Source organism: Microbulbifer sp. ARAS458-1 (assembly GCF_045348205.1).
Taxonomy (GTDB): Bacteria; Pseudomonadota; Gammaproteobacteria; order Pseudomonadales; family Cellvibrionaceae; genus Microbulbifer.
The window spans coordinates 1497984-1524170 of sequence record NZ_CP155838.1; the positions used below are offsets into that span (position 1 = coordinate 1497984).

The following is a 26187-nucleotide window of genomic DNA, read 5'->3' on the forward strand; positions in this document are numbered from 1 at the left end:
AATGCTATCCGTCCGTTCGTAATCGGCCGCAAGAACTGGCTCTTCAGTGATACGCCGAAAGGGGCCAAAGCCAGTGCAGCACTGTATAGTCTGATTGAAACGGCTAAGCTCAATGGACTTGAGCCTCACGAGTATCTCCTTGCCGTTTACAGCCGTCTGCCGCAGGCCGAGTCATTGGAAGCCATCGAGGCATTGCTACCGTGGAAGATCAGGGCTGCTGGGCTACCTGAAAGCAATACTCGCGTCGAGGGCGGGGAAGACTGATCGCTTACCCACTCACACCTAATATCCCACACTTACCCACAAGTCTGTCCAAGGTTTCTGTGCGTAACCAGCCTGTGCATAAGTTTTAATTTGTTCCTTAAATCAAATGTTAAGGATATGCACAGGTAGTCCCGGTATTTCTGAGTAACTTGTACAGCCCTGTGAATTACCTTGCGCTGGTTAACTTGTACGATATATTCAGATGTTAGATTGACCGTTATATATCAAGGAGTCAGCCCATGTCCGATATCTTCACTATCCCGGTTCAAACCAGTGAAGGAAAAAAAGGAACACTGGATGAGTTCAAAGGGAAGGTCCTGCTCGTGGTGAATACTGCGAGCAAGTGCGGGTTTACCCCGCAGTATCAGGGTTTGGAAGACCTGTACCGAAAGTACAAGGACCAAGGGCTGGTCGTACTCGGCTTCCCCTGTAACCAGTTTGGTCAGCAGGAGCCTGGCAGTGATAACGAAATTCAGGAGTTCTGCACACTGAACTACGGAGTGAGCTTCCCAATCTATGCAAAGGTCGACGTGAATGGATCCGATGCACACCCATTGTTCTCACTCCTGAAGAAACAGGCGCCTGGGATTCTCGGGACTGAGGGTATTAAATGGAATTTCACCAAGTTCCTCGTGGGCCGTGAGGGTGATGTGGTGAAGCGGTATGCGCCGAAAGATAAGCCAGAACAGATTGCGGCAGACATCGAGGCCTTACTGTAGACATTCAGCGTGTCCAAAAAGGCAATCTCGTAAGGGGGCTGGCAGGCCACACTTGTGTTGATAGGTTCTTTTATCCTAAATTTACTCGATTTTTCGATAATTATTTTGCTTTGATGGCTATTTGTAAGCGGTTAAATAGGATGAGTATTGATGTTTTGGGCCTGGTCGGACTATAGTTTGCGACGCCGGAGCAGGGTCAATAGTTGGCTCTGCGACGGGCGAGTAGTGAACTAATCAATCAGAAAACGGATACAGACATGAAACCCAGTCAATCCGCCGGCAAATGGTTGCCGGGTGCGCGGCGTCGGGTCTCCTGCGTTTTCGCGGAGGCGTCATTTACCACCTATTCACGCCATCGCGCTGCGAACTTCACTGCCCTCCTACTACTAGCACGCCTGCTACGACTGCCGCGTCGCGGCATATAATTTTATCCCCATACCTCTCTACAGAATTCCGTACTTAATTTGAGCAGTGCGTAGACAGCGGCGTTACCGCTGTTTAGCCTCGGGCCAGACTAGGAGAAGAGCCCTGATGAACGCTAAAAAAGATAAATTAGTCATTTTCGATACCACCTTGCGGGACGGCGAGCAAAGCCCCGGCGCTTCCATGACCAAGGACGAAAAAATCCGTATTGCCTCCATGCTGGAGCGTATGCGGGTCGACGTCATAGAGGCTGGCTTCGCGATTGCCAGTCAGGGCGATTTTGAAGCTGTGCAGGCGGTGGCTGAAACCGTAAAAGATTCCCGTGTATGTAGCCTGGCCCGCGCCGTGGGGCCCGATATTCTGCGCGCCGGTGAAGCGCTCAAAAAGGCCAATGCGTCCCGTATTCACACCTTTATTGCCACCTCACCCATCCATATGAAGTACAAGCTTCAGATGGAGCCGGAAGATGTATTGCGCCAGGCGGTAGAGGCGGTAAAAACTGCGCGCCAGTTTACCGACGATGTGGAGTTCTCTCTGGAGGACGGCAGCCGCTCTGAGCCAGAATTCATGTATCGGATTATCGAAGCGGTCATCAACGCCGGCGCCGGCACCATCAATATCCCTGATACCGTGGGTTACGGTGAACCGGGAGAGTACGGTGCCATGTTCAAACGGGTCATCGAGAATGTACCCAATTCCGACCTGGCCATATTCTCTACCCACTGCCATAACGATTTGGGCCTGGCCGTGGCCAACTCTCTTTCTGCGGTGATGAATGGTGTTCGCCAGGTAGAGTGCACCATCAATGGTCTGGGCGAGCGTGCGGGTAATGCTTCACTGGAAGAAATCGTCATGGCCGTGCGTACCCGTCAGGATCTGTATCCAGTGGAAACTGGTATCGATGCCTCGCATATTGTGCCCACTTCGCGCCTGGTTTCCTCTATCACCGGCTTCCCGGTTCAGCCGAATAAGGCGATTGTGGGGGCTAATGCCTTCGCGCACGAATCCGGTATTCACCAGGACGGCGTGCTCAAGCATCGCGAAACCTACGAAATCATGCGTGCAGAGGATGTGGGTTGGGGGCAGAACCGACTGGTTCTCGGTAAGCATTCCGGCCGCGCCGCGGTGAAGGCACGCTATGAAGAGCTGGGCGTGACCTTCGCCGACCCTGCGGAGTTCAATGTGCTGTTCCAGCGCTTCAAGGATCTCGCGGATAAAAAACACGAAATCTTCGATGAAGATTTACAATCGTTGATTTCCGGTGCCACCGACCCGGTAGAGCACTATCAATTGGCCGACCTCGAAGTGCGCAGTAAAAGCGGCAGTAACCCCCAGGCGCAGTTAGAGCTGGTTATTGATGGGGAGAAAAAAACGTGCAGTGCCGAGGGCAGTGGTCCGGTGGATGCAACTTTCAAGGCCATCGAATCGGTGGTGGGAAGCCAGGCGGATCTGCAGCTTTATTCTGTCAATGCGGTGACCCAGGGTACTGACTCCCAGGGCAGCGTGACGGTTCGGCTGGAACGCGATGGTCAACTGGTGAACGGCGTCGGTGCCGATACCGATATTCTGGTAGCGTCCGCAAAAGCCTACCTGGATGCGTTAAACTTGCTCGCCAGTAAAAGCAGTAAGCCAACCGGCGTTTGATGGAAGGCGCCAGCGGGGAACAGAGTGAACGAATTACAGCGGACGGAGTACCTGACGGCACTGGGTGTAACCAGCTATATGCCGAGATTCCGACTGCCACTCGCAGCAGAGCCTACCCAGGCCCTGCTGCCCCCGCCGCCTCAGTCGGCACAGGCGAACCCTGAAGTTCGCCCCGCTGCGGCTGCGGCATTGATGCAGACAGTTGGTGCCTCCGTATCGCTACCCGTCGAAACACCGGCTAAACCTGCAGCCTCGCGGGCGGCTGCACCTGTGGAGATGGAGCGCGTGGTTGGCAGCCTGGCAGCAGAGGCAAAGGTACCTCCGCCGGCCAGAGTCGTGCCCGTGGCGGCTCCTGAGAAGCCGGTACCGCCCTTTGTGCTCAGCTGCTGGTGGTTGGGAGAAGAGCTGCTGGCGGTGGACAGCCGTGAACCCGGAACCGCGCTACCGGTAGAATCTCTGTTTGGTAATATTGCGCGGGCAATCGGTTGGCATCAATTGCCGAGCGAACGCGACAAGCTCAAGTGGCCACTGGCTGAAAATCCTTTTGCGACCGCTGCGGGTGCCAGTGATGCCCGGGAAACCTGTGGTAGCTGGCTGGAAGCGGCCTGTGGGCGAAAGTCAGTGAAATGGGTCTGGCTTATGGGAGAGCAGGCGCAGGCATTCTGCTCGCCGGTCCCCCTGAAGTCGCCGATCAATGACTGGCAGGGGCGATACGTGGTAGCCATGCCGAGTCTCACTGAGCTGCTGAACGAGCCATGGCGCAAGCGGGAACTCTGGCATTTATTGCGTGACCTTTATCCGGAGCAGACCCGAAGCCAATAGGTGCGCGGGCCGGGTACATTCTTGCTGATTACGGAAATCGCCGTTGAACTCACCAATCCCTGATTCCTCAACGCTTGCCCTGCACAGAGAGTCTCCGTTGCACTTCGAGCGTGCCGGGGAGAAAGATTGCGATAACCTTGCAGCACTTGCCCGCAGCGCCCATAGTCATCCGTGGAGCTCGATTCAATACCACGACAGCCTGAGAGCGGGGCACCACTGCTGGATCCTGCGCCCACCCGAACCTTCAGTACAAAAGCACGGGCAGATTCTCGCCTGCTGTGTGGTGAGCCGCCTGTTTGACGAAGCGGAAATTCTGGATGTCGCTGTGGCGCCGGGCTGCCGCAATCTTGGCGTCGGAGCGCGGTTATTACAGCATATTTTTGCCCAGTTTCCCGAACACGTGGCGCGAGTGTTGCTGGAGGTTCGTGCGTCCAACCGTCCGGCGCGAGCGCTGTACCACAAGCTCGGCTTTACCGAAGATGGTCGCCGCAAAAACTACTACCCGAAACCCGATGGCAGTCGGGAAGACGCCTTGCTTATGAGTCTGGTACTGTAAACGACCATTTGTCTGTGCCCGTCACCCGGCAAAGCACGTATTAACTCCGGAACCTCCATGGCATCCCATCGATCTCAACCGTCACTCCTGGACGGTGCTGTCGCCGCACATTTACAGCGTCTCGCACTGCCTATGGTCTGGGGTATTCTCGCCACCATGTCCTTCAATGTGGTGGATACCTATTTCGTATCCCAGTTGGGGGACGGCCCCCTGGCGGCCATGAGCTTCACCTTTCCGGTGGTGATGGTGATCAACGCGCTGGCTATCGGGCTCGGGGCTGGCACTTCCTCGGCGGTTGCGCGGGCCTATGGTGCGGGGGACATGTCTCGGGTGCGCCAGCTGGTTACTGACGCAACTCTGTTAGCTTTATTGCTTGCTGTACTCGTCAGTGCAATCGGTCTGCTTACCATAGAACCGCTATTCCGACTGCTGGGCGCGCAGGAACGGTTGTTACCGTTGATTACCGAATACATGGTTCCCTGGTATTACGGCGCTGTGTTCGCAGTGGTGCCAATGGTGTCCCTGTCTGCACTGCGGGCTATTGGCAACAGTGCACTCACCGGACGCATTATGATAGCGGTTGCGGTGTTCAACCTGGTTCTGGACCCACTGCTCATCTTTGGTCTTTTTGGCTTTCCGCGACTGGAACTTCAGGGGGCGGCACTAGCCACGGTGATTGCGCGGGGTGTGAGCTTTTTTATCGCGCTGTATGTGTTGGCCCGCCGTGAACAATTGCTGTCTGCCCCAACCTTGAATTGGCGGCTTGTTAAAGAATCCTGGTCGAGCCTGTTGAGAGTAGGTCTCCCTGCCATCGCGACCAACGTTATTATTCCCGTATCCGGTGGTGTGGTGGTGGCATTGGTCGCCGCGCATGGTGCCGACGCGGTGGCAGGCCTTGGTATTGCCTTGCGAATTGAACCGCTGGCGCTCATTGTGTTCTATGCGCTGTCGTCGGTAGTTGGACCTTTTATGGGGCAGAATGCTGGTGCGGGTAAACAGCAGCGTCTGCATGAAACCATTGCGGTGCTTTCCCGTTTTTGCATTGTTTTTGGGGTGGGACTGGCGATTTTACTGTGGCTCCTGGGGCGGCATATTGCGGCGTTATTCAGCGACTCGCCGCAAGTGCTTGCCGTGGCTGTAGGCTATTTAAGCCTGGTGCCTTTCAGCTACGCCGGTTATGGATTTGTCATGTCTGCCAACGCCGCGTTCAATGGTCTGGGGCACCCATTACCTGGAACCATTATTTCATTCCTGCGCGTACTTGGGCTGTACCTCCCCCTGGCCTGGCTGGGGAATTATGTCTTGGGGATTTACGGTTTGTTTGTGGCCACAGTGATCGCAAACCTGACGATCGGTATATTGGCGTGGTGGTGGTTGCGTCGTTACCTTGCGGAGAATGTGGGAAACCGCGAGGGGTTGTTTGCCAAGTAGGTTCGAGAGGCTGAATATGTTGAAGGCGAATGTGCGGCAACTAGCGTACTGGCCGTTCCTGTTGGTGATCCTGTGTTTGGCGGTGAATGCATATTCTACCGAAAGTCCCTTTGACCGGTATCCGATCCATTTCGTTACGGTGGATGAAACTGCTATTGCGTATCAGGATATGGGTGCCCGGGACGGTGAACCGGTACTGCTGATCATGGGGCTGGGTGCGCAAATGCTGCACTGGGGGGATACCCTGGTACAGGGATTGCTCGATCAAGGCTATCGGGTAGTGTTGATCGATAATCGTGACGCGGGCCTGTCGCAAAAATTTTACCGCCTTGCTGCGCCTCCTGTCTGGTGGACAATGGTGCGCGCAAAGGTCGGGCTTACTCCAGAGCCGGCCTATGGTCTTCAGGATATGGCGGCAGATGCAGTGGGTGTTTTGCAGGCACTTGGCATTGACCGGGCGCATATAGTTGGTGCCTCTATGGGCGGAATGATCGCACAGGTATTGGCTGCGGCTTACCCACAAAGGGCGCTTACATTGACCTCCATCATGTCGAGTTCCGGGGCGCCGAATCTTAGTGAGTCCAGCCCCGAGGCCGTATCCGCGCTGGCATCTGGAGCAAAATCCGGCCTCAGCAGGGAAGAGGAGCTTGCAAACCGGGTCAGTATTGCGCGTACCATTGGCTCACCTGAGTATTTTTCTACTGAGTATGCGCGCCAGCTGGCGGAGCGGGTAATGAACCGCGGCAGCTACGGGCCAGGTACCGTGCGGCAGTTCCAGGCCATTCTGGCGAGTGGGGACCGGACTGATATACTGAAGACGATCGCCGTTCCTACCTTGGTAATTCATGGCGACAAAGACCCATTGCTGCCACTGGATCATGGCCGGGATACCGCAGAAAAGATTCCCGGTGCTGAGTTTGTGGCAATTTCCGGAATGGGGCACGCCCTGGAACCGGAGGTCAGTCGGCGGGTACTCTCTGCAATGTTGCCTTTTTGGCGCGCACAGCTCGGCAGTCAGCCCCTGCGTGAGGGCTTGGGGCCATCTCCGGAAATCGCCCCGTACTGATTCTCGGTACTTGTCAGCAGCCCGTGACCGGTGCTGTAGCTGTCACAAGCCATTCACGAGTGCTGCCGTTTACCAGTGGCATGAGTGTCTCCCGAACCTTCCGGTGATAATCGTTCAGCCACCGGATTTCATCTTTGTTCAGAAGTGCCGGCTCGATCAGCTGAAGATCGATAGGGGCCAACGTCAGTTCCTCAAACTCCAGAAATCCGGGATGTGCGGAACATTCTTTGATGAAAACCAGGTTTTCAATCCTTATTCCGTATTCGTTCGCCAGATAGAAGCCGGGCTCATTGGATACAATCATTCCCGCCTCCAGAGGTACTTGCGAACTGGCTTTTCCAATACGCTGCGGGCCCTCGTGGACACTCAGGAAGCTCCCCACACCGTGACCAGTGCCATGGGCATAATCGAGACCCGCATCCCACAGGGATTTACGGGCGAAAGCGTCGATCTGCTCACCGAAGGTTCCTGCGGGAAAACGCAGGGTAGCGATGGCGATGTGGCCCTTGAGCACACGGGTAAAGTGCTCCCGTGCCGTCGCTGGAAATTCCCCGAGAGCAAGGGTGCGAGTGACATCGGTGGTGCCATCTGGATACTGACCACCCGAGTCGATCAGGTAGATGCCTTCCGCGTGCATTGTCTGGCTGGACGCCGGTGTGACCCGGTAATGGACGATAGCGCCATTGCCGCGGTAGCCGGAAATGGCGTCGAAGCTGTCGTCGTTAAACCCCTCGCGTTGCTCCCGTTTACTGCGCAGTAGTTGCACGGCTTCCAACTCACCGAAAGATTCCTGCCGCACCGCGTGGGGCAGCTCGGCAAGAAATTCGCACAGCGCTGCGCCGTCCCGAATATGCGCGGCGCGGCTGCCTTTCAGCTCGACAGGATTTTTACGTGCCTTGGCACCGGTAATCGGATCCCGCTGCGGAAAAATCTGTATGTCGCGATCGTCGAATTGTTGCAGGCTCCAGCAGTTACTCAACAGCGGGTCGGCCCAGACGCTTTGAACATGTCGATGCGTAGCGGCCCGGAACAGATCCTCTTTGTTGTGGACCAGCTCGACGCCGTGTCCCAGGTGTTGGCGCAGGGCATCTGTGACCGCCTTTTGAGCGAGATACAACGTAGCGCTGCCGTCCCGATACAATAGCCCCATGCTCAGTGTCACAGGCAGGTGGGGAATATCATCACCGCGGATATTGAACAACCATGCGCAGACTTCCGGGTTGGCAAGCCATAGGGCATCCTGGTGCCTGTCGGCAAGCTGCCCGGCAATACGTGCGCGTTTTTGCGCGGACTCCTCCCCGGTAAAGACCAAAGGATGGGGGCGCGCCGGACCACAGGGTGGAGCGGGGCGATCTGACCAGATCGCGTCGATGGGATTGGTGTCCAGAGGGCGTAGTCGTACCCCCTGTTCCTGCAATCGTTTTCTGAGTGGTGCAAGGCCGGGCTCTGTGTGCAGGCGTGGGTCGTAGCCGAGCGTATCGCCCTCTTTCAGGGCGCTGCTGAGCCAATCAGCTATTTCATTCGCGGACAGGCCTTTTAGCGCAATGGCCTGGTCGCCAACCTGTTGCTGTGCCTGGAGAGTGTAGCGGCCATCAACGAAAAGTGCGGCGCGGCGGTGGGCCAGAGCGGCGAGCCCGGCAGAGCCGTCAAAACCGGTGAGCCAGGCGAGGCGCTCATCGCAAGGCGGTACATACTCGTTCTGGTACTCGTCACACCGAGGGACCAGATAGCCCTGTACACTCTGTTCCTGCAGCGCCGAATACAGCGCGTTCAAGCGGTCTTGACTCATTGTTCACCTCGCTCATTTAAATGCTTTTTGCAGTCTAACAGCCCCCAGAGAAGTGCGCTCCCGTGTATAATGCGCGCCTGTTTTTTATCCAGTTCGATTGTGTGCACTATGGGTCAATCCTCTTCTCTGGCGGGCATCAATGGTCGCCGTACTTTTGCAATTATCTCCCACCCGGACGCCGGTAAAACCACGGTGACCGAGAAGTTGCTTCTGTTCGGGAACGCCATTCAGCTGGCGGGCTCGGTCAAAGGCAAAAAGGGACCACACGCGCGCTCAGACTGGATGACGATGGAGCAGGAGCGCGGTATCTCCGTGACATCCTCGGTGATGCAATTCCCATACAAGGAGCGGGTGGTAAACCTGCTCGATACACCCGGGCACGAAGATTTCTCGGAAGATACTTACCGGGTGCTGACTGCGGTTGATTCTGCGCTGATGGTCATCGATGGCGCCAAGGGGGTCGAAGACCGCACCATCAAGCTGATGAATGTGTGCCGCCTGCGCACAACACCGATCCTGTCATTTATCAACAAGCTCGACCGGGATATTCGAGATCCTATCGAAGTGATGGATGAGATTGAGGAGGTGCTGGACATCCAGGCGGCGCCCATCAACTGGCCGCTAGGCTCCGGTAAACTGTTCAAGGGCGTATACAACCTCTATACCGACACCATTCACGTGTTCAAGCAAGGTCAGGGGCACACCATTCCGGAAGATACCCAGATCAAAGGGCTGGACAGCGATGAAGCCACAGCGCTGCTGGGCGATGAGGCAGGAGAGATTCGTGACGAAATCGAGCTTGTGCGTGGGGCTACCCACGAGTTTGATCTGGAGGCCTATCGTGCCGGTAAACTGACACCGGTGTTCTTTGGCACGGCGCTCGGAAATTTCGGTGTGCGGGAAATGCTGGATGGGTTTGTTGAATGGGCGCCGGGTCCGCAGTCGCGGGAAACGAACGAGCGTGAAGTGCAGCCGGGTGAAGAGAAATTTTCCGGATTTGTCTTCAAAATCCAGGCGAACATGGATCCCAAGCACCGAGACCGCATTGCGTTTATGCGGGTCTGTTCTGGCACTTATAGCCGCGGCATGAAAATGAAACATGTGCGGATCGGCAAAGATGTGAAAATTGCTGATGCCGTGACTTTCATGGCTGGTGATCGGACCCACGTGGAGGAGGCGATTGCCGGGGATATCATAGGATTACACAACCACGGTACCATCCAGATTGGTGATACCTTTACCGAAGGTGAGAGCCTGAAATTCACAGGTATCCCCAACTTCGCCCCGGAGCTCTTTCGCCGTATCCGCCTCAAGGATCCTCTGAAACTGAAGCAGCTGCAGAAAGGCCTGCAGCAACTCTCGGAAGAGGGCTCGACTCAGGTGTTTTTCCCTCTGGACAATAACGACATTATTGTCGGTGCCGTGGGGGTGCTGCAGTTTGAGGTGGTAGCCTACCGCCTGAAAGATGAATACAAGGTGGAAGCCATTTACGAGAACGTGAATGTGAACACTGCCCGTTGGGTCGATAGTGAAAGTGCCAAGGAGCTGGAAAACTTCAAGCGCAAGGCCAGCACTAACCTGGCTCTGGACGGCTCCGGCCACCTCACTTATCTCGCTCCCACCCGGGTGAATCTTCAGCTGGCTGAAGAGCGCTATCCAGAGGTGCGGTTCTACGCGACGCGTGAGCACTGATCCACTAATTTAATTCGCAGACTTTTGAAGAGATTCTTGCAGTGACAGCTGGTAAAAAAACAACGATCCCCACACAACTGCCGGAAGAGATGCCGCGCACCGGCAATTGGCTTACTCAGAAAGTCGGATTGCTGATTGTGAGAATGCTGGGGTGGCATTTTGACGGCGAGTTTCCACCAGAGAAAAAATTGATGGTGGCACTGGCGCCTCACACGTCCAACTGGGATTTTGTGGTGGCGATGCCATTTATCATGGCGCTAAAACTGAAAGCTTCCTGGTTAATGAAAAAGGAAGCTTTCTTCTTCCCTTTCAAAGGTCTGTTTATGTGGCTCGGAGGGATTCCCACCGACCGTCGTGCTGCGGGCGGAATGGCCAAACAGGTGGCGAGTCAGTTTAAGAATCACGAAAAAATGTGGGTCGCCATCACACCCGAGGGCACGCGCAAAAAAGCCACCAAGTGGAAAAACGGATTTTTGCGTATTGCTCATGCGGCTAATGTGCCCGTTCTGCTGGTGGCATGGGATTTCCCCACCAAGCGAATCTGTATCGATTCACTCTACCGGACGACGGGTAACCTGGATGAAGATATGCTCGAAATCCAGCGCCGGTTCAGTAAGTACCGCGGTCGTAACCCGGAAAACCAGACGGATTTGGCGGGTGCGGACTGACAGCTGACCCGATGACAGTCCCCTAGGGGGGAGCCTCCGGTCAAGCCTGTATTGTCGCATTGTGACGTCAAGGCTGTGTTTAGACGCAGCGCGCAGTGAATGGCCCAGCCCTTTACAACAGCTGTAACGTAGCAGATGCTGCCTTCAGGTCGCGCTCTGCGGGGCTTTCAGAGGTTCCCTGGCTGAAGAAGGAGGCATCACCGTTGACGATTTTTCTAACTCTGTGTATTTCCTTTGCGGTTTTTGCGCTGATTGTGTGGGGCTTAATGCATATGCGCACCCCCCGCTTCAGAATGGAACGCGCGCAGTTTCAGCAAGGCCTGGAAGATGTGATTGCCGGGCAAGCAGATGACAATGAATGGCGGGTACTGACGGGCTACCCGATGCGGCACGACCCGCCTCTGGAGGCGTTGCGGCTGGAGTGCCTGAAAATCGAGGAAGAGGAGTACACCGGGAAAATGCCCTACCTGTTTTCCGCAGCCGGGCTGGAAAAACTGCGTAATGTACGTGAGCGGTTACTCGCTCTCCCCGGCGATGGACGTTAGTGAAATGGGTGTCACAAGACACGGTAGTAACTGCGATCTGACCAACAAAATAAATTCCACGAGTGGTAACTGGAGAAACCAATGATGAATCGAGTGTTGAAGCCTCTCGCGAGCGTAAGCGGGGGCTTGATGGCGGGATTGCTCATGGCCGCTGCACAGGCTGCGCCGCTGAAGCAGGAAGACCTGTCTGTAGCAGAAGTGTTGCGCGACCGGGCACTAGAGTCCTCCGATGCATACAGTCTGGTGGAGTCACTTACCGTCGAGGTAGGACCACGCCGCGCCGGTACTAAAGGCGACGAACGTGCTGTGGCCTGGGCGCAGCAGAAAATGAAAGATCTCGGTTTTGACCGGGTCTATACCGAGCAGATCGACGTGAAGCGCTGGGCGCGCGGTCACGCCCATGCTGAGGTGACAGCGCCTTTCCCGCAGCCGCTGGTGGTATCGTCCCTCGGCTACGGCGCCTCCACGCCAGAGGGCGGGCTCAATGCGGAGATTATCGAGTTTGCGGATGTGGAAGCCCTGATGAAGGCGCCGGCGCGCAAGGTAAAAGGCAAGATCGCTTTTATCAATAAGCGAATGGCGCGCGCCCGCACCGGTGAAGGGTATGGCCCGGCCGTTCAGGGGCGCAGCAAGGGGATGCGTGCGGCGGCCGAAAAGGGCGCCGTAGCTTTATTGTTGCGCTCTGTGGGAACCGATTCTGATCGCTTTGCCCACACTGGAATGATGTCTATCGATGGTGTGGCCAATCCAGTCCCGGCACTGGCTCTGTCTGCGCCGGATGCGAACCTGCTGGAAGCCATGCTTGAGCGGGGGAAACCGGTGGAGGTGAAACTGGATGTGCACAACGAGCCTCTGGCCGATGGCCCCTCGTTTAACGTAATTGGCGAGCTGGTTGGCCGCGAGAAGCCGGAAGAGGTCGTACTGATCGGTGCGCATCTGGATAGTTGGGATGAGGGCACCGGTGCCCTGGACGATGGTGCCGGGGTTGCCATCGTGATGGAGACGGCGCGACTGATTTCCGAGTTGCCGCAGCGCCCCCGTCGTACCCTGCGTGTGGTGTTGTTCGGCGCCGAAGAAATTGGTCTGGTTGGGGCCAGACAGTATGTGGACGTTCACCAGGACGAGCTGGACAAGATCATTATGGTGTCTGAATCTGACTTCGGCGCCGGAAAAATCTGGCGTTTTGATACCCGGATTCCGGAAAGCAAGTTCGCTATCGCGGACCAGATGATGCAATTACTGGCCCCGCTGGGCATTGAGCGCGGCAACAATAAGTCCTCCGGTGGCCCGGACAGCAGTGTATTTGTTGCGCGCGGTGTACCGGCCATGGGCCTGTACCAGGATGGTACCGATTACTTCGACTATCACCACACACCTAATGACACCTTGGACAAGGTAGACCCGGACAATCTGAAGCAGAATGTCGCAGCCTGGGTAGTGATGTCGTTTCTGGCGGCAGAAATGGAAGGGGATTTTGGGCGGGTTCCCACGGAGAATTGAATCTCAGCGGGCATTTCAAGTAAGTAACCACTGCAAATGGTGGACGGACCGCGCCCAGTGGGTGTGGACCGCTGTAGCGAGCCTGCAGGTTTTTATTGTTTACGGTTTGGCGGCGCTCGATTGACAATGTCAAAGTGCGTCGTCATGCTGCCATCACTTTCAACCGGCAAGTCAAGGAATACGAAAATGGCCAATATCACACTGAAAGGAAACCCGATTACCACCGTTGGTGAGCTTCCGTCTGTTGGCAGCGAAGCGCCGGCGTTTACCCTGGTGCAGGGTGACCTGTCCGAAATCACGCTGGACGATCTAGCGGGTAAGCGCGTAGTCCTGAATATTTTCCCGTCTGTAGATACTCCGACCTGTGCAACCTCCGTACGCACGTTCAATGAAAAAGTGTCTTCCCTGGAAAATACCGTGGTGGTTTGTGTCTCCGCGGATCTCCCGTTTGCCATGACCCGTTTCTGTGGCGCCGAGGGCCTGGATAATGTGAAACTGGGTTCTGCGTTCCGCTCCGAGTTTGGCCAGGATTACGGTGTGGCATTTGAAACCGGCCCGCTGAAGGGCCTGTTGTCCCGGGCAGTGGTCGTGATCGATGAAGGCGGTAAGGTCATCTACACCGAACAGGTTGCCGAAACTGCCGACGAACCCAGCTATGAAGGTGCCATCAGCGCTCTGTAACGGGAGCCCGGGTTACCTCCAGAGTAAAAAACGCCGCGGTCATTTCCGCGGCGTTTTTGTTTGTGGTGTGCGCAGTCCCTTTGGTCGATCAACTAGCGCGCTTCTCCCCGTAGGTCCAGTACGGTTTCCTGCAGGGCTTCTGCTTTCACGTCTGCCGCGGCCAGCGGGTCCCCCGCCACCACACTGACTCGCGACCAAAAGCGTCGCGGCAAAGTGCTAAATGCACTGCCATCTTTGTGGCTGAAAAAGCTGCCCCACAAACCGCGCAACGCCATTGGAATGACCGGCACCGGTGTGTGCTGCAGGATTTTCTCGATTCCGGCTTTAAAAGGCTGTAGCTCCCCATCTTTGGTCAGCTGGCCCTCGGGGAAAATACACAGCAGGTCGCCGTCTTTCAGCCCTTGCTCAATAGCTGTAAAGGCCTGTGCGTAACCATCCGGGTCTTGCTGTTTGGAGCAGATCGGAATGGCGCGGCTGGTCTTGAAGATAAAGTGCAGTACCGGAATCTCATAAATCGGTTTGTACATGATAAAGCGAATAGGGCGGCGCACGGCCCCGGCTAATAAAAGGGCGTCCACGTAGCTCACATGGTTGCAGGCAATAATTGCCGGCCCTTCGGCGGGGATCCGTTCCAGTCCTTCGTGATTTACCCGATACATGGTATGCGACAGCAGCCAGATCAGCAGTCGCATGGCGAATTCCGGCACCCGGGTAAACACGAATATGGCGACCGCCGCATTCATCAGTGCGATTACCAGAAAGAATTGCGGAATGGTGGCACCCAGCACATTAAGAAAAACGATGCCTAGGATGGCCGCTACCACCATAAACAGCGCGTTCATCACGTTATTGACCGCGATGATACGTGCGCGGATAGTCGCATCGGAGCGCTCCTGCATCATTGAGTACAGTGGCACGATAAAGAAGCCACCAAAGATGCCAATCAACGTCAGGTTGACCAGAATTCCCAGCGCGCCGTCATTCGCCCAGAAGGCTGCGACGGTGGTTTCCGCCGGTGGTTGGTAGTTGCCGGTGGCCGATGCCAGTAACACGCCGACGATGGTCAAACCTGCGGCACCGATGGGCACCAGACCGAGCTCCACCCTCCCACCGGACAGGCGTCCGCACAGCAGTGAGCCAATGGCGACCCCGATGGTGAAGCAGCACAGCAGCAGGGTAACCAGGGACTCGCCGCCCCCCAGCACATTGCGAGTCAAGCTGGGGATCTGGGTCAGGTAGGCGGCGCCCAATAACCAGAACCAGGAAATACCGACTATCGCGTAAAACACCGCGGGCGTTTTTGCGGCTTCTTTGAGAATACGGCCGGTCTGGGTTACCGGGTTGTAGTTGATCTGCAAGTCTGGCGCGGGTGGCACTGCCTGGGGAATTGCGCGGCTTACCAGGTAACCGGTAATGGCCGTGACCAGTATCACCGCGGAGATCCACAGCAGCCCGGGTTCACCCTCACCGGTAAAGCCCGCCAGCAGGCCGCCGACGATGGTGCCGGTGAGAATCGAAACGAATGTCCCCATCTCCACCAGTGCATTCCCGCCCACCAGTTCTGCTTTTTGCAGGTGCTGGGGCAGGATCGCGTACTTTACCGGCCCGAAAAAGGCGGACTGGACACCTAGTAAAAATAGCACCAGCAGGCACAGGTAATTGTTGCCGCTATACAGGGCACCGATACCAAACAGCACGATACCGATTTCCGCCAGTTTGATGCGGCGAATCAGTACGCTCTTGTCGACCTTGTCTGCCACCTGACCGGCGGTGGCGGAAAACAGAAAAAATGGCAGGATAAACAGGCCTGCGGCCAGGTTGATCAGAAAGTTCGCCTCCGCGGTGGCCAGGCGAAACGCGATCATCACGATCAATGCATTCTTGAATACATTGTCGTTAAACGCGCCCAGAGACTGAGTGCAAAAGAAGGGTAGAAAGCGACGGCTGCCGAGCAGCTGGAACTGGTTCTTGTGGGCCATTTTGGTCTCCCCAAAGTCCTTTGAGAACTATGGTAAGCCATTCAATCAGATAGGGGCAGGCCGAGCCTAAAGAAAAAGCCCCGCAGAGCGGGGCTTCGAAAGAGGCGATGGTGGTACTGATTACCAGATAACCACGCGCTCTTCTTCCGGCAGATACATACCGTCCCCTTCCTTCACGTCAAACGCGGAATAGAAGGCTTCGATATTCGGCAGTACGCCCTGAACACGGTACTCGGCCGGGGAGTGCGGGTCGGTCTTCAGGCGCTCGCTCAGAGCCTCGTCACGCATTTTGCTGCGCCACACCTGTGCCCAGCCCAGGAATACGCGCTGATCGCCAGTGAAACCGTCGATTACCGGTGCTTCTTTACCATCCAAAGACATCTTGTAGGCTTTGTAAGCAATGCCCAGACCAGACAGGTCACCGATATTCTCTCCCAGGGTCAGTTCGCCGTTTACATGCTCGCCTTCCAGGGGTTCAAAGCCGTTGTACTGAGCGACGAGCTTACCGGTCAGGTGCTCGAAGTTTTTCAGGTCGGAATCGGTCCACCAATTGTTCAGGTAGCCCCTGCCGTCAAACTTGGAACCCTTGTCGTCGAAGCCGTGGCCGATTTCATGACCGATCACGCCACCGATACCGCCATAATTTACTGCATCGTCCGCATTCATATTGAAGAAGGGTGGCTGCAGGATTGCGGCGGGGAACACAATTTCATTCATGGCCGGGTTGTAGTAAGCATTAACCGTCTGCGGGCTCATGCCCCACTCACCGCGGTCGAGAGGTTTACCCAGTTTGTCGCGCTCGTGCATGGTTTCAAACAGGGTGGCGGCGATGGCGTTGCCCACCAGGTCATCGGCGTCGACCTGCAGCGCGCTGTAGTCGCGCCACTTGTCCGGGTAACCAATTTTGGTGGTGAAGTTGGCGAGCTTGGTAAGAGCTTCCTTCTTGGTTTCCTCACTCATCCAGGTCAGGGATTCGATGGATTCCTTGTAGGCTGCCTTGAGGTTGTCCACCAGTTTGACCATGCGTGCCTTGGCTTCCGGCGGGAAGTACTTCTCGACGTACCGCTGGCCCACCAGTTCGCCCACTGAACCATTTACGAACTGCACTGCGCGTTTCCAGCGGGGTTCCATCTGCTGAACTCCGCGAATGGTCGTGCTGTAAAAGTCGAAATCGGTTTGTGCAATTTCCCTGTGCAGGTAGGGAGCGGCAGCCGATAGAACTTTAAGCTTCAGGTAGCGTTTCCAGGTCGCCAGATCCGTATCGGCGATGACCTGGTTGGCCGCTTCCAGGTAATCCGGCTGGCCGACCATAAAACTTTCGGCTTTTTCCAGATGCGCCTTGTTCAGGTAGCTTTCCAGATCAATGGCGGGCAGGAGCGCCTGCAGCTCAGCAACACTGAGTTTGTTGTAGTACTTGTCTGGATCGCGGTTTTCCACGCGGGTGCGGTGGTGTTCAGCGAGATTTTTTTCCAACTGGAAAATGCTCTCGGCATTTTCTTCCGGGTTATCCAGACCGGCGATTTTCTGCATTTTTATCAGATAGTCGCGGTAGGCCTGCTGGAGTTTCTGGCCTTTCTCCGAATCATCGAAATAGTAATCGCGATCGGGAAGTCCCAGCCCTCCTTGCCAGATAACGGTAATGTAATTCTCGACTTCTTTCAGGTCCTGCCAGATGCCTGCGCTGAAAGGGGTGCTGTAGCCTACGGTGTCCGCATAGGCGAAGAAGTCGCCCAGGTCTTTGTGTGACTGAATGGCATCAACTTTTGCCAGTTCGCCTTCAATAGCCTTAAGGCCTTTCTCTTCAATCAGCTCTTCATTCATATAGCTGTTGTAGAGGTCGCCAATCTGCTTGGCGGCAGCGCTGTTGGCGTGCTCACCGGCTTCCATGATCAGGGCTTTTACTTCTTCGGTGGCTTTGTCGCGCAGAATGCTGAACCCACCCCAGCGGGATTTGTCTGCGGGAATTTCCGTATTTTTTATCCAGTTGCCATTCACGTAGGAATAAAAATCGTCTTGTGGGCGTACGCTGGTGTCCATGGCGCTCAGGTCAATACCGGAGCTGAGAGCGGTAGTGGAGGCTTGCTCTGTGGACGGCTTGGTATCGGCACCGTCAACGGATGTATTGTCGGATTTGGCACAGCCGCCTGCAGTAGTAATGGCAGTGGCAATCGCCAGCGGTAAAAGCAGTTTTTTCATGGTTGGCCTTTTGGGCTTTTATTGGATTTAGTCCGGCTGGTGAGCCGGGCGAAGTTTGGTGACTCCCATAGTATGCGTGTGCGGGAGATACCGGCAAGCTTTAGTGCGGCGAGTGGTTGCTGTCAGGCGACGGGTATTGGGGCAGGTACCGGGGCATAAAAAAGCCCCGCAGAGCGGGGCTTTTTTGCGAACCGGGTTGAGATCAATCCGGTAGGCGGAAGGTGATGGGTACTGAGAAGCGATACTCTTCCATCTTCAGCTGCGCGGGCGTGGCAGGGTATGGCCCCGCGCGCTCTACGGCTTCGAGTGCCTCACGGTTCAGGCTGGAGTAGCGTGACTCCTGCAAAGTGCTTACGTTGGTGACGTTGCCGTTGCTGTCAATGGTGACATTCAGGCGCACGCTCCCTTCCTGGCCGCGCTCCTGAGCGCGTTTCGGGTAACGGATGTGCTTAAACGTGTGGCGCAGCAGCATGGAGTGATAGATCTGGCGTGCCAGAATCATATCCGCCGTCAGTGGAGCTTCGTCCTCTTCCTCCAGTTCTTCCTCCTCATCTAGTGGCGGGCTTGCTGGGCGGGTGGTGGTCGGCTTCAGCGGTTTCGGCTGCGTTGACGGGGTGGTGGCGGCAACGGCAGGCTTGGGTTCGGCGCGGGCGGAAGCCGGCTGGTCTTGCGCGGGCTCCTCGACGCTGGCAGCAGGCTTCTGGATAGCGGCGGTGCCAATTGCGGCGAGAGTGGGTGGTGGAATGTCCGCGGTCAGTTTGGGTTTCGCGGTAGCTACCTGTGCGGGCTTGGCGGGCTCAGGCTTGGTTTCGGCAACAGCTTCCTGTTCCGCTTCCTGCTCGTCGACCATTGCAGCAATCTGGGCAACCCGGTCCGCGCCCGGCTGCAGAGCTTCGTAGGTAGCCAGCAGGCCGGAATCCACCTGGCCTGCCGCGAGGAGGTTGTCGCGAAATTCGGTAGAGGGTGGGACGGGGCCGACCCAGGCACGCAGCAGGGTGTTGAAAAATTCGCGGTCTTCGATCATGCCGAGCATGATGTCGTTGAGCGAGACTGAGGTAGTGCCGGTATCCGGAGCGTAATCAATGCGCAGGTGGTCACCTGTCATCAGCCTGCCCTTAAACAGGTTGGCGAAGGTCACCATGTTATCCGCCTGGTTGGCGAGCGTGTCGCCAGCGTTATTGATCGCGATACCTTCCATCCACTGGTTACGGAAGCGACGTGCCGAGAGCCGATCAGCAATGATACGTACCTGCATGCTGCGAGGCATATTACTGTCCAGCAGCGTGCTGGCACTATCGGAGAGTTGTTCCGAGTAAACGCCAACGATATAGCGGTCTTTGTTGAATTGTTGCTCCAGAGCCAGTCCGTTCAGGAGCGGTGCCGCTTTGGCTGTCAGGGCCGAAGCGAACAGCAGCAGGGCAATGACGAGTTTTATCGATTTCATTTTTGCGTTGGTATCTTTTTGTCGCCGGATGGGCAGAAACCGGCAGGTAAAGCACTGAGTCCCCTTCCATTACCCCTGAGGATGATCAGTTGCTTCGGTCGCACCTTCCCCCCGAAAGGCGCGGCCCGGGTAAAATGCGCACCATACAGCGATGGAAAATTCATGCCGGGAGTGCCGGTCAGAAAGTGCCCACCAATAGCGCGATTTTGATCCAGGGTCTGCTCAACTCTACTGCAACTGCAATGGAGTTCAACCCTGAAATGGGTAAAATGTCTCGTTTTTTCAATTTCCCGAAATCCCGGGGCAGACACTCGTCACTTTACACCTAGAATGCGTGATCGGATGGTGCACAAAGAAAGCTACGGTGCGCAGAGGCGGTGCCGGGCCATTCCCACCGCTGCAATTGAATGTCGACGCAACAGTCAAGTTTTACATGGATTACAAGCTGCTTAGCGATTACCCGCGTGACGCCGTGGATCGCCTATTAAATGTTATTCACCTCTTCCGCGATATCCGCGCCACCAGTGAGTGGCAGTACGATGTATTGCTGAAACGCTCCCGCCTGGTATCCCTGAATCCGGGGGAGGCCCTGCTGCACGCTGGTGATGTGGACCAATGGGTATATTTTCTATTGCGGGGCGAGCTGCACGTGCATGTCGATGATGCCGCCGCTTCCCAGGACGACCGTCCTCTGGCTGTCATCCGCCCGGGCGAGGTGTTTGGGGATCTTGCCATGCTTCTGGCCGAGCCCCGCAGCGCTACCATTGTGGCCGCTCCGGTAGGACAGGAAATACAGGTGCTAGCGGTGGACTGTACGCTGTTTGGCGATCTGGAAGACTTTTCTCTGCTGCATTTACCGACCAAGCTGGTGTTTTACCGGAATATGGTGCATTCCCTACGTTGGAAACTTGAGGTGTACCGCTCCAAGTATCCCAACCACGAGCTCGCCAACAGTCATCGGCGCCTGAAATTGTACACCGGACCTAAAAACTGCAAGGAAGAACTGATGGCTCTGGCAGACCAGGCGCGGGATCTGGCGCGGATTCTGCTTGATTGGAATGCAGAATTCGGTGCCGGGCAGCTCGCCACTGAAGAGTCGGACATGTCTGATTTTCTGGAATCGATCCTCTCCTGACTTTCGCAACATTTCTCACCGCTGCCCTCATGGCGGTGAACCTGCAATCTCGGTCCGGCGTATAGTGCCGGACTGGCTGTCTGCGGTGTCCATGTCCACTGCGTCTTTCCAATGCTCTGTGCCGCTTTCCGTCCTTAGGTAACAGGTAGCTGACCTGAATTGACGTGCAGTCGTGGCTTTTGCCTGTGGATTTCGTAATTCGGCAGCTTTGGACGCTGCACCCTTCATGGATTGTGCATAAAATCCACACTTAACAAATTTCAAATATTGCAGTCAGGAATGCGGGTATGAGTTTTCTGTTGGGGCTCTGGCGACAACGCAACTATCGTGCGGCGGTCATTGTTGGGGGAATGGCGGCCATCTGGCTGCTGAGCGGTCTGCTCGTCGAAAGTGACAACGGATCGGTGGACCCAACGAGTAGCAGCCGGTCATCTGTGGCACCCGCCGAGAGGGTTAAGGTTCGGGGGAGGTATATAGAGGCACAACCCTATACCACACGTGTTGTGGTCAATAGCCGTACCGAAGCCAATCGCAGTGTTCAGCTGCGTGCCGAGCTTGATGGTGTGGTGGCGGGGTTGCCGGTCGACGAGGGTGACCGGGTCAGTAAGGGCGATGTGATCTGTGAGCTGGCTGCCGAGGATCGACCTGAAAAGCTGACACGAGCGCGGGCGGCCTTGAAAAAGGCGGAGCTGGATTTCGCCGGTGCGCAAAAACTGAAGGGGCGGGGCCTGCAGTCGGATTCGGCAATGGCGCAGCAGCAGGTGGCTCTGTCCAGTGCACGCGCTGACCTGAAGCGTGCACAACTGGATGTGCAGAACCTGAGCATCCGCGCCCCCTTTGACGGGGTGGTAAATAGTAGAGCCGTCGAACTTGGGGATTTTGTTCGTCGAGGTGAGGAGTGCGCAACCATTCTGGACCTGGACCCGATGCTTCTTGTGGGAGAAGTTTCCGAGTCGCAGGTGGCTAATCTGATGCCTGGCGCACAGGCGAGCGCGCAATTGCAGGGTGGCGCGGTGATGGAGGGCAGTCTTCGCTACGTGAGCCAGCAGGCCCACCCGGTCACCCGCGCATATCGTGTGGAGGTAGCCGTCGCCAATGGCGAAGGCACGTTGCGCAGTGGTGTGAGTGCGCGCATGGCGCTGCCCACCGGCCAGCTGATGGCACACCGTATCAATTCTTCGCTGCTGACGCTCGATGACGCGGGCCTGCTGGGGGTGAAGGTTCTCGATAATGAACACCGGGTGGCATTTCACAGTGTCCGCCTGGTGAGTGATGAAAATGAGGGAGTGTGGGTTGCCGGGCTGCCTGCACGGACACTGTTGATTACCGTGGGGCAGGAATATGTCAGTGTCGGTGAACTGGTGGAACTCGAGCTGGAGAATTCTGCCGGTGACCTGCCTGCACCACTGTCCGGCGATGGTGGTAGTTCAGGCGGTCCCACGGCGGTATCCGCGCAGCAAACTTCCCATCGAGGGCAGCAGCCGGAGGAGTCGCAGCAATGAGACTGTTGGAAGGAGCTGTTGATCGTTTTCGCAGCAGCCTCAGCCTCATGGTTCTCATCGTAATCATGGGGATTGCGGCCCGCGGTGCCATGACGGTGGAGTCCAGCCCGGAGGTCAATCCGCCGATCGTGATTGTTCAGGTCATGCACGAGGGGATATCCCCGGAAGACGGGGTGCGCCTGCTGATTCGGCCATTGGAGCAGGAGATTCGCGCGCTTGAGGGGGTGGAAGAGGTTATGGCCACCGCTCGGGAGTCACTGGTGTATCTCGTTATCGAGTTCGACTCCGCGCTGGATATAGATGCTGCTGTGGATGAAGTACGCAATGCGGTGGACCGGGCAAAGGCGGAGCTGCCCCGCGATGCGGAAGAGCCGATCGTAGAAGAGGCATCCGCTCAGCCATTTCCCGCAATCGTCGTGACCCTTGCGGGCAATGGGGCAAGTGAGCGGGAACTGCTGCGCAGTGCGCAGGTTTTAAAGCGCAAAATTGAAAACGTCAGTGAAGTGCTGAGCGCCGATATCAGTGGCAACCGGGAAGAGGTGGTTGAGGCGATTATTGACCCGGTACGGCTCGAGCACTACCAGATTACCAGCGGTGAGCTGATCAATGCGGTGCTGGGCAATAACCTGCTGATCCCCGCCGGTGAGATGGATGTCAGTAAGGGGCGCTTCTCGGTCAAGGTTCCGGGGCTGATTGAAACGGCCGATGATGTGTACCAGATCCCGTTGAAGCAGTCCGATGACGGGGTCGTTACCCTGGGTCAGGTGACGGATATCCGCCGTACCTTCAAGGACGCGACCAGTTACACCAGTGTGAATGGCCGCCAGGGGCTTTCCATTAACGTGGAGAAGCGCACCGGCGCCAGTGCGGTAGACCTGGCCGACAAGGTGCGCGCGGTAGTCAATGCCGAGCGCGACTACCTGCCGCGAGGGGTGGACGTAGATTTTGTCTTCGACCAGTCTGATTGGGCGCGGGATATGGTCAGTGAAATGGAGGGCAATATCCTTACCGCCATGTTGCTGGTGATGATCATTGTGGTGTCAGCCCTCGGCTTCCGCTCCGGATTATTGGTCGGGCTTGGTATTCCATTCTCGCTATTATTTGGCTCCATCATCACTTGGCTTCTCGGCTACTCGTTTAACTTTATGGTGATGTTCGGGATGCTGCTGGCGCTGGGAATGTTGATCGACGGCTCCATCGTGATTACCGAGTTTGCCGACAGGAAAATGGCAGAGGGGCTCAGCGCACGTGCGGCATACTCCATTGCGGTGCGGCGGATGTTCTGGCCGGTGGTCGCATCCACGGGTACGACACTGGCCGCATTTCTACCCATCATTTTCTGGCCGGGAGTCGTGGGCGACTTTATGCGCTACCTGCCGGTAACTGTATTCGCAGTGCTGGCGGGATCTCTGGTCTACGCGCTGTTTTTTGCTCCGGTACTGGGCTCGGTATTTGGCAAAAGTGATATGGATCTACCAACCCAGCAATACCTCAAGCAGCTGGAAAACGGTAATCCTACCGAGCTTAGCGGCGTTACCGGCTTCTATGCCCGTGCGCTCGCACCGATTGTCCGTCACCCACTGGTTTCTTTCGGCAGTACCATCGCGGTGCTGATCGCCATCTTTATCGCGTTCGGCAAGTTCAACCCCGGGGTGGAATTCTTTACCGAAACTGAGGAGCAGTATGGCAACGTAGAAGTAAGGGCACAGGGGAACCTGTCATTGGAGGAAAAACGGGCGCTGGTCACCCAGGTAGAGGCCGCCGTTATGGATGTGCCGGAGGTGCGTGTGGTGTATACCGCTATTGGCTCCGGTGGTATCTCGGGCAACCAGGAAAAGGCTCCCGATCAGATCGCCAATCTGCTGGTGGAGTTACACTCCACCGAGATGCGCGAGCGCAAAAGTCGGGAGATATTTGCTGATATCCGGGAGCGCACCGCCCATTTCGCCGGGATAAAAACCAGTGCCAAGGCCTTTGAGGGCGGCCCACCGGTTGGCAAGGATATCGTGCTGGAGCTGCGCAGCCGTGATTACGATCGTTTGCTCGCTGAGACCTGGCGGTTGCATCGGGCACTGGAAAACGATTTCGACGGTGTGCGGGATATCATCAATACAGCGCCACTGCCGGGTATCGAGTGGGAGGTGAACGTCGATCGTGCCAAGGCGGCGCTATATGGCGCGGACCTCACGGGCGTCGGGCGCGCGGTGCAGCTGGTTACTAATGGTGTGTTGATGGCGGAATATCGCCCCGACGACTCCGATGAGGAAGTGGATATCCGTATTCGCTACCCGGATTATGCCCGTGGAATTACTGCGTTGGACGCACTGAAGGTGAATACGCCCGGTGGCGCTGTGCCGGTCAGCAGTTTTGTCTCCACTGTGGCTGGACCTAAAGTCGACAAGATTGAACGTATTGATGGTATTACCCGCATGCAGGTAAAGGCCGATGTCGAAGATGGGGTTCTCGCCGATGACAAAGTGCGGGAGATCCGGAAGTGGCTGGACGCGAACCCGCTGGACGACCGTGTCGAGCTGCTTTACCGGGGGGCTGACGAAGAGCAGAGTGAATCGCTGGTATTCCTGCAGGTCGCCTTCTCTCTGTCACTATTCCTGATGTTTATCTTACTGGTTACCCAGTTCAACAGCTTCTATCAGTCTGCACTGATTCTATCATCGGTGATTATGTCTACGGCCGGGGTCATGCTTGGTCTGACAATTACCCAGAGCACCTTCAGCGTGATAATGACAGGGGTCGGTATTGTGGCGTTGGCGGGGATCGTGGTGAACAACAATATTGTACTGATCGATACCTACAATTATGTGCGTAAATCCGAACCGGAGCTGGATGCCGGGGCTGCTGCGGTAAAGGCCGCTGCACAGCGTTTGCGCCCGGTCTTCTTGACCACAGCGACCACGATTCTCGGTCTCCTGCCCCTCGCGTTGGGGGTGAGTGTGGATATGGTTGGCCGGGATGTGGTGGTAAACGGAGTGATCGCCTCCTTCTGGGTGAAGCTGGCCAGTGCGATTGTGTACGGACTGAGCTTCTCAACCCTGCTAACCCTGATTGTTACACCGGTAATGCTGGCCCTGCCTTCGGTGGTGAAGGATCTGATTCAGGGGCTAATCCGGAAGTTTGGCCCGACTGGTGCGGGAGCGCTTCGTTGAGGAGCGCCTGATTACAGGCAAAAAAAACCCCGGCGAGCCGGGGTTTTTGCATTCTGCTAGCCAGAATTGACCGATCAGGACTTGGCCTTTGGTGGACGGCCACGGCGAGCTGGTGCTTTCTTGGCAGCGGCAGATTTGGCCGGGCGACCGGGCTTCTTCTTGGCAGCACTCTTGGCTGGGCGGCCAGGTTTTTTGGCGGCTGGCTTCTTGGCTGCGCTTTTGGCGGGACGGCCAGGCTTCTTCTTGGCCGCAGATTTGGTCTTGGCTTTTGCTTTCGCAGCCGCTTTTTTGGCAGCAGCGGCAGCCTTTTTCTTGGCGGCAGCAGCTTTCTTCTTCTCAGCGGCAGCCTTTTTCTTAGCGGCGGCAGCGGCTTTCTTCTTCTCAGCAGCGGCTTTCTTTTTGGCAGCAGCAGCAGCCTTCTTGGCAGCAGCGGCGGCTTTCTTCTTGTCTGCAGCGGCTTTCTTCTTGGCAGCGGCAGCGGCCTTCTTGGCAGCAGCAGCGGCTTTTTTCTTCTCTGCAGCGGCCAGCTTCTTGGTGATTGCTGCTTCTTCTTTGGCTACGGCCTTGGCGATCTTGATTGCCAGTTTGTTGTCGGCGGCGATGGTTGCCAGCTTGGCTTTCGCGTCAGCCGCAGCGGCTTTGGCTGCAGTTGCTGCTTTCTTGGCGGTCGCGGCAGCAGCTTGAGCAGTCTTCAGCTGCTTCTGCTGAGCTGCGGATTTCTTCTTCGCGCGTACTGCCTTTACCTTGTCAGCGGCAGCTTGTGCTTTTTTGGCAGCTTTGTCAGCCTCTTTGCTGGCTTTATCCGCTACCTTCTTTGCTTCAGCTTCCTGGCCACTGCGAGCCTTTTCCAGTTGAGCTTTCAGTGCGGAGAGTTCTGCTTCCAGTTTTGCTACGTCACTTACGCGAGAAGCGCTACTTTTACGTACGGCCATAAAATATCCCTGTGTCTAAATTTAGTATTTAGGTG

The 26187-nt window shown here is 56.4% G+C and carries 20 protein-coding genes; 15 read left to right on the forward strand and 5 right to left on the reverse strand.

Features of this window, described 5'->3' with window-relative positions; translation table 11 throughout:
• The 7 genes from AAFH99_RS06080 to AAFH99_RS06110 form a co-directional block, all read left to right on the forward strand.
• A partial coding sequence (locus AAFH99_RS06080; protein ID WP_406828946.1) for a transposase domain-containing protein occupies positions 1-264 on the forward strand: 264 nt, incomplete at its 5' end.
• Positions 265-503: 239 nt separating this feature from the next.
• Positions 504-983, forward strand: coding sequence for a glutathione peroxidase (locus AAFH99_RS06085; RefSeq protein ID WP_406828947.1), 480 nt, complete (start codon positions 504-506; stop codon positions 981-983).
• Between the two features lie 531 nt (positions 984-1514).
• Complete coding sequence (locus AAFH99_RS06090; protein ID WP_406828948.1) at positions 1515-3050, forward strand: 2-isopropylmalate synthase; 1536 nt, start codon at positions 1515-1517, stop codon at positions 3048-3050.
• Positions 3051-3074: 24 nt separating this feature from the next.
• Positions 3075-3872 carry a hypothetical protein gene (locus tag AAFH99_RS06095; protein WP_043317735.1) on the forward strand — a complete coding sequence of 266 codons (798 nt, stop codon included), beginning with the start codon at positions 3075-3077 and terminating at the stop codon, positions 3870-3872.
• A gap of 43 nt (positions 3873-3915) precedes the next feature.
• Complete coding sequence (gene rimI / locus AAFH99_RS06100; protein WP_081847987.1) at positions 3916-4428, forward strand: ribosomal protein S18-alanine N-acetyltransferase; 513 nt, start codon at positions 3916-3918, stop codon at positions 4426-4428.
• A gap of 57 nt (positions 4429-4485) precedes the next feature.
• A complete protein-coding gene (locus tag AAFH99_RS06105; RefSeq protein ID WP_406828949.1) occupies positions 4486-5859 on the forward strand; it encodes an MATE family efflux transporter in 1374 nt (457 codons plus the stop codon).
• Between the two features lie 16 nt (positions 5860-5875).
• Positions 5876-6925, forward strand: coding sequence for an alpha/beta fold hydrolase (locus AAFH99_RS06110; RefSeq protein WP_406828950.1), 1050 nt, complete (start codon positions 5876-5878; stop codon positions 6923-6925).
• A 13-nt stretch (positions 6926-6938) separates the two neighbouring features.
• Here the strand turns inward: AAFH99_RS06110 and AAFH99_RS06115 are convergent, their stop codons facing one another.
• Positions 6939-8714: a M24 family metallopeptidase gene (locus AAFH99_RS06115; RefSeq protein ID WP_406828951.1), complete on the reverse strand. Its 1776-nt coding sequence runs from the start codon at positions 8712-8714 to the stop codon at positions 6939-6941.
• Positions 8715-8822: 108 nt separating this feature from the next.
• Here AAFH99_RS06115 and prfC point away from each other — a divergent pair, with 108 nt between their 5' ends.
• From prfC to tpx, 5 genes are all read left to right on the forward strand, one after another.
• Positions 8823-10406, forward strand: coding sequence for a peptide chain release factor 3 (gene prfC / locus AAFH99_RS06120; RefSeq protein ID WP_406828952.1), 1584 nt, complete (start codon positions 8823-8825; stop codon positions 10404-10406).
• 143 nt (positions 10407-10549) lie between these two features.
• A complete protein-coding gene (locus AAFH99_RS06125; protein ID WP_406829166.1) occupies positions 10550-11074 on the forward strand; it encodes a 1-acyl-sn-glycerol-3-phosphate acyltransferase in 525 nt (174 codons plus the stop codon).
• Between the two features lie 203 nt (positions 11075-11277).
• A complete protein-coding gene (locus AAFH99_RS06130) occupies positions 11278-11619 on the forward strand; it encodes a hypothetical protein (RefSeq protein ID WP_043317729.1) in 342 nt (113 codons plus the stop codon).
• 129 nt (positions 11620-11748) lie between these two features.
• On the forward strand, positions 11749-13119 hold the full coding sequence (locus tag AAFH99_RS06135) for a M20/M25/M40 family metallo-hydrolase (protein ID WP_406828953.1): 1371 nt from the start codon (positions 11749-11751) through the stop codon (positions 13117-13119).
• A 186-nt stretch (positions 13120-13305) separates the two neighbouring features.
• Positions 13306-13800, forward strand: coding sequence for a thiol peroxidase (gene tpx, locus AAFH99_RS06140; protein ID WP_043317725.1), 495 nt, complete (start codon positions 13306-13308; stop codon positions 13798-13800).
• A 92-nt stretch (positions 13801-13892) separates the two neighbouring features.
• On the opposite strand, the gene AAFH99_RS06145 is transcribed toward tpx, so the two are convergent.
• The 3 genes from AAFH99_RS06145 to AAFH99_RS06155 all read right to left on the reverse strand — a co-directional run bounded on the left by AAFH99_RS06145 (position 13893) and on the right by AAFH99_RS06155 (position 19419).
• Complete coding sequence (locus AAFH99_RS06145) at positions 13893-15779, reverse strand: MFS transporter (protein ID WP_043317723.1); 1887 nt, start codon at positions 15777-15779, stop codon at positions 13893-13895.
• Positions 15780-15899: 120 nt separating this feature from the next.
• Positions 15900-17975 carry a M13 family metallopeptidase gene (locus tag AAFH99_RS06150; protein ID WP_406828954.1) on the reverse strand — a complete coding sequence of 692 codons (2076 nt, stop codon included), beginning with the start codon at positions 17973-17975 and terminating at the stop codon, positions 15900-15902.
• Positions 17976-18177: 202 nt separating this feature from the next.
• Positions 18178-19419 (reverse strand): TonB family protein, encoded by a 1242-nt coding sequence (locus tag AAFH99_RS06155; RefSeq protein WP_406828955.1) that lies wholly within the window; start codon positions 19417-19419, stop codon positions 18178-18180.
• A gap of 364 nt (positions 19420-19783) precedes the next feature.
• On the opposite strand from AAFH99_RS06155, the gene AAFH99_RS06160 reads away from it, so the two are divergent.
• The 3 genes from AAFH99_RS06160 to AAFH99_RS06170 all read left to right on the forward strand — a co-directional run bounded on the left by AAFH99_RS06160 (position 19784) and on the right by AAFH99_RS06170 (position 25220).
• Entirely contained in the window at positions 19784-20554 is a 771-nt protein-coding gene (locus AAFH99_RS06160) for a cyclic nucleotide-binding domain-containing protein (protein ID WP_231491681.1), read from the forward strand.
• A gap of 287 nt (positions 20555-20841) precedes the next feature.
• Entirely contained in the window at positions 20842-22056 is a 1215-nt protein-coding gene (locus AAFH99_RS06165; protein WP_081847985.1) for an efflux RND transporter periplasmic adaptor subunit, read from the forward strand.
• On the forward strand, positions 22053-25220 hold the full coding sequence (locus AAFH99_RS06170; protein WP_406828956.1) for an efflux RND transporter permease subunit: 3168 nt from the start codon (positions 22053-22055) through the stop codon (positions 25218-25220). Before AAFH99_RS06165 ends, AAFH99_RS06170 begins: the two co-directional genes overlap by 4 nt.
• A 74-nt stretch (positions 25221-25294) precedes the next feature.
• On the opposite strand, the gene AAFH99_RS06175 is transcribed toward AAFH99_RS06170, so the two are convergent.
• The gene (locus AAFH99_RS06175; RefSeq protein ID WP_043317716.1) at positions 25295-26152 is read right to left on the reverse strand and encodes a hypothetical protein; all 858 of its coding nucleotides are present in this window, start codon (positions 26150-26152) and stop codon (positions 25295-25297) included.
• Between the last annotated feature and the right edge of the window lie 35 nt (positions 26153-26187).

Coding starts and splice junctions, on each gene's coding strand:
- AAFH99_RS06085 (WP_406828947.1), top strand. CDS start 504: ATGTCCGATATCTTCACTATCCCGGTTCAAACCAGTGAAGGAAAAAAA.
- AAFH99_RS06090 (WP_406828948.1), top strand. CDS start 1,515: ATGAACGCTAAAAAAGATAAATTAGTCATTTTCGATACCACCTTGCGG.
- AAFH99_RS06105 (WP_406828949.1), top strand. CDS start 4,486: ATGGCATCCCATCGATCTCAACCGTCACTCCTGGACGGTGCTGTCGCC.
- AAFH99_RS06110 (WP_406828950.1), top strand. CDS start 5,876: ATGTTGAAGGCGAATGTGCGGCAACTAGCGTACTGGCCGTTCCTGTTG.
- AAFH99_RS06115 (WP_406828951.1), bottom strand. CDS start 8,714: ATGAGTCAAGACCGCTTGAACGCGCTGTATTCGGCGCTGCAGGAACAG.
- prfC (WP_406828952.1), top strand. CDS start 8,823: ATGGGTCAATCCTCTTCTCTGGCGGGCATCAATGGTCGCCGTACTTTT.
- AAFH99_RS06125 (WP_406829166.1), top strand. CDS start 10,550: ATGCTGGGGTGGCATTTTGACGGCGAGTTTCCACCAGAGAAAAAATTG.
- AAFH99_RS06135 (WP_406828953.1), top strand. CDS start 11,749: ATGGCGGGATTGCTCATGGCCGCTGCACAGGCTGCGCCGCTGAAGCAG.
- tpx (WP_043317725.1), top strand. CDS start 13,306: ATGGCCAATATCACACTGAAAGGAAACCCGATTACCACCGTTGGTGAG.
- AAFH99_RS06145 (WP_043317723.1), bottom strand. CDS start 15,779: ATGGCCCACAAGAACCAGTTCCAGCTGCTCGGCAGCCGTCGCTTTCTA.
- AAFH99_RS06150 (WP_406828954.1), bottom strand. CDS start 17,975: ATGAAAAAACTGCTTTTACCGCTGGCGATTGCCACTGCCATTACTACT.
- AAFH99_RS06155 (WP_406828955.1), bottom strand. CDS start 19,419: ATGAAATCGATAAAACTCGTCATTGCCCTGCTGCTGTTCGCTTCGGCC.
- AAFH99_RS06165 (WP_081847985.1), top strand. CDS start 20,842: ATGAGTTTTCTGTTGGGGCTCTGGCGACAACGCAACTATCGTGCGGCG.
- AAFH99_RS06170 (WP_406828956.1), top strand. CDS start 22,053: ATGAGACTGTTGGAAGGAGCTGTTGATCGTTTTCGCAGCAGCCTCAGC.
- AAFH99_RS06175 (WP_043317716.1), bottom strand. CDS start 26,152: ATGGCCGTACGTAAAAGTAGCGCTTCTCGCGTAAGTGACGTAGCAAAA.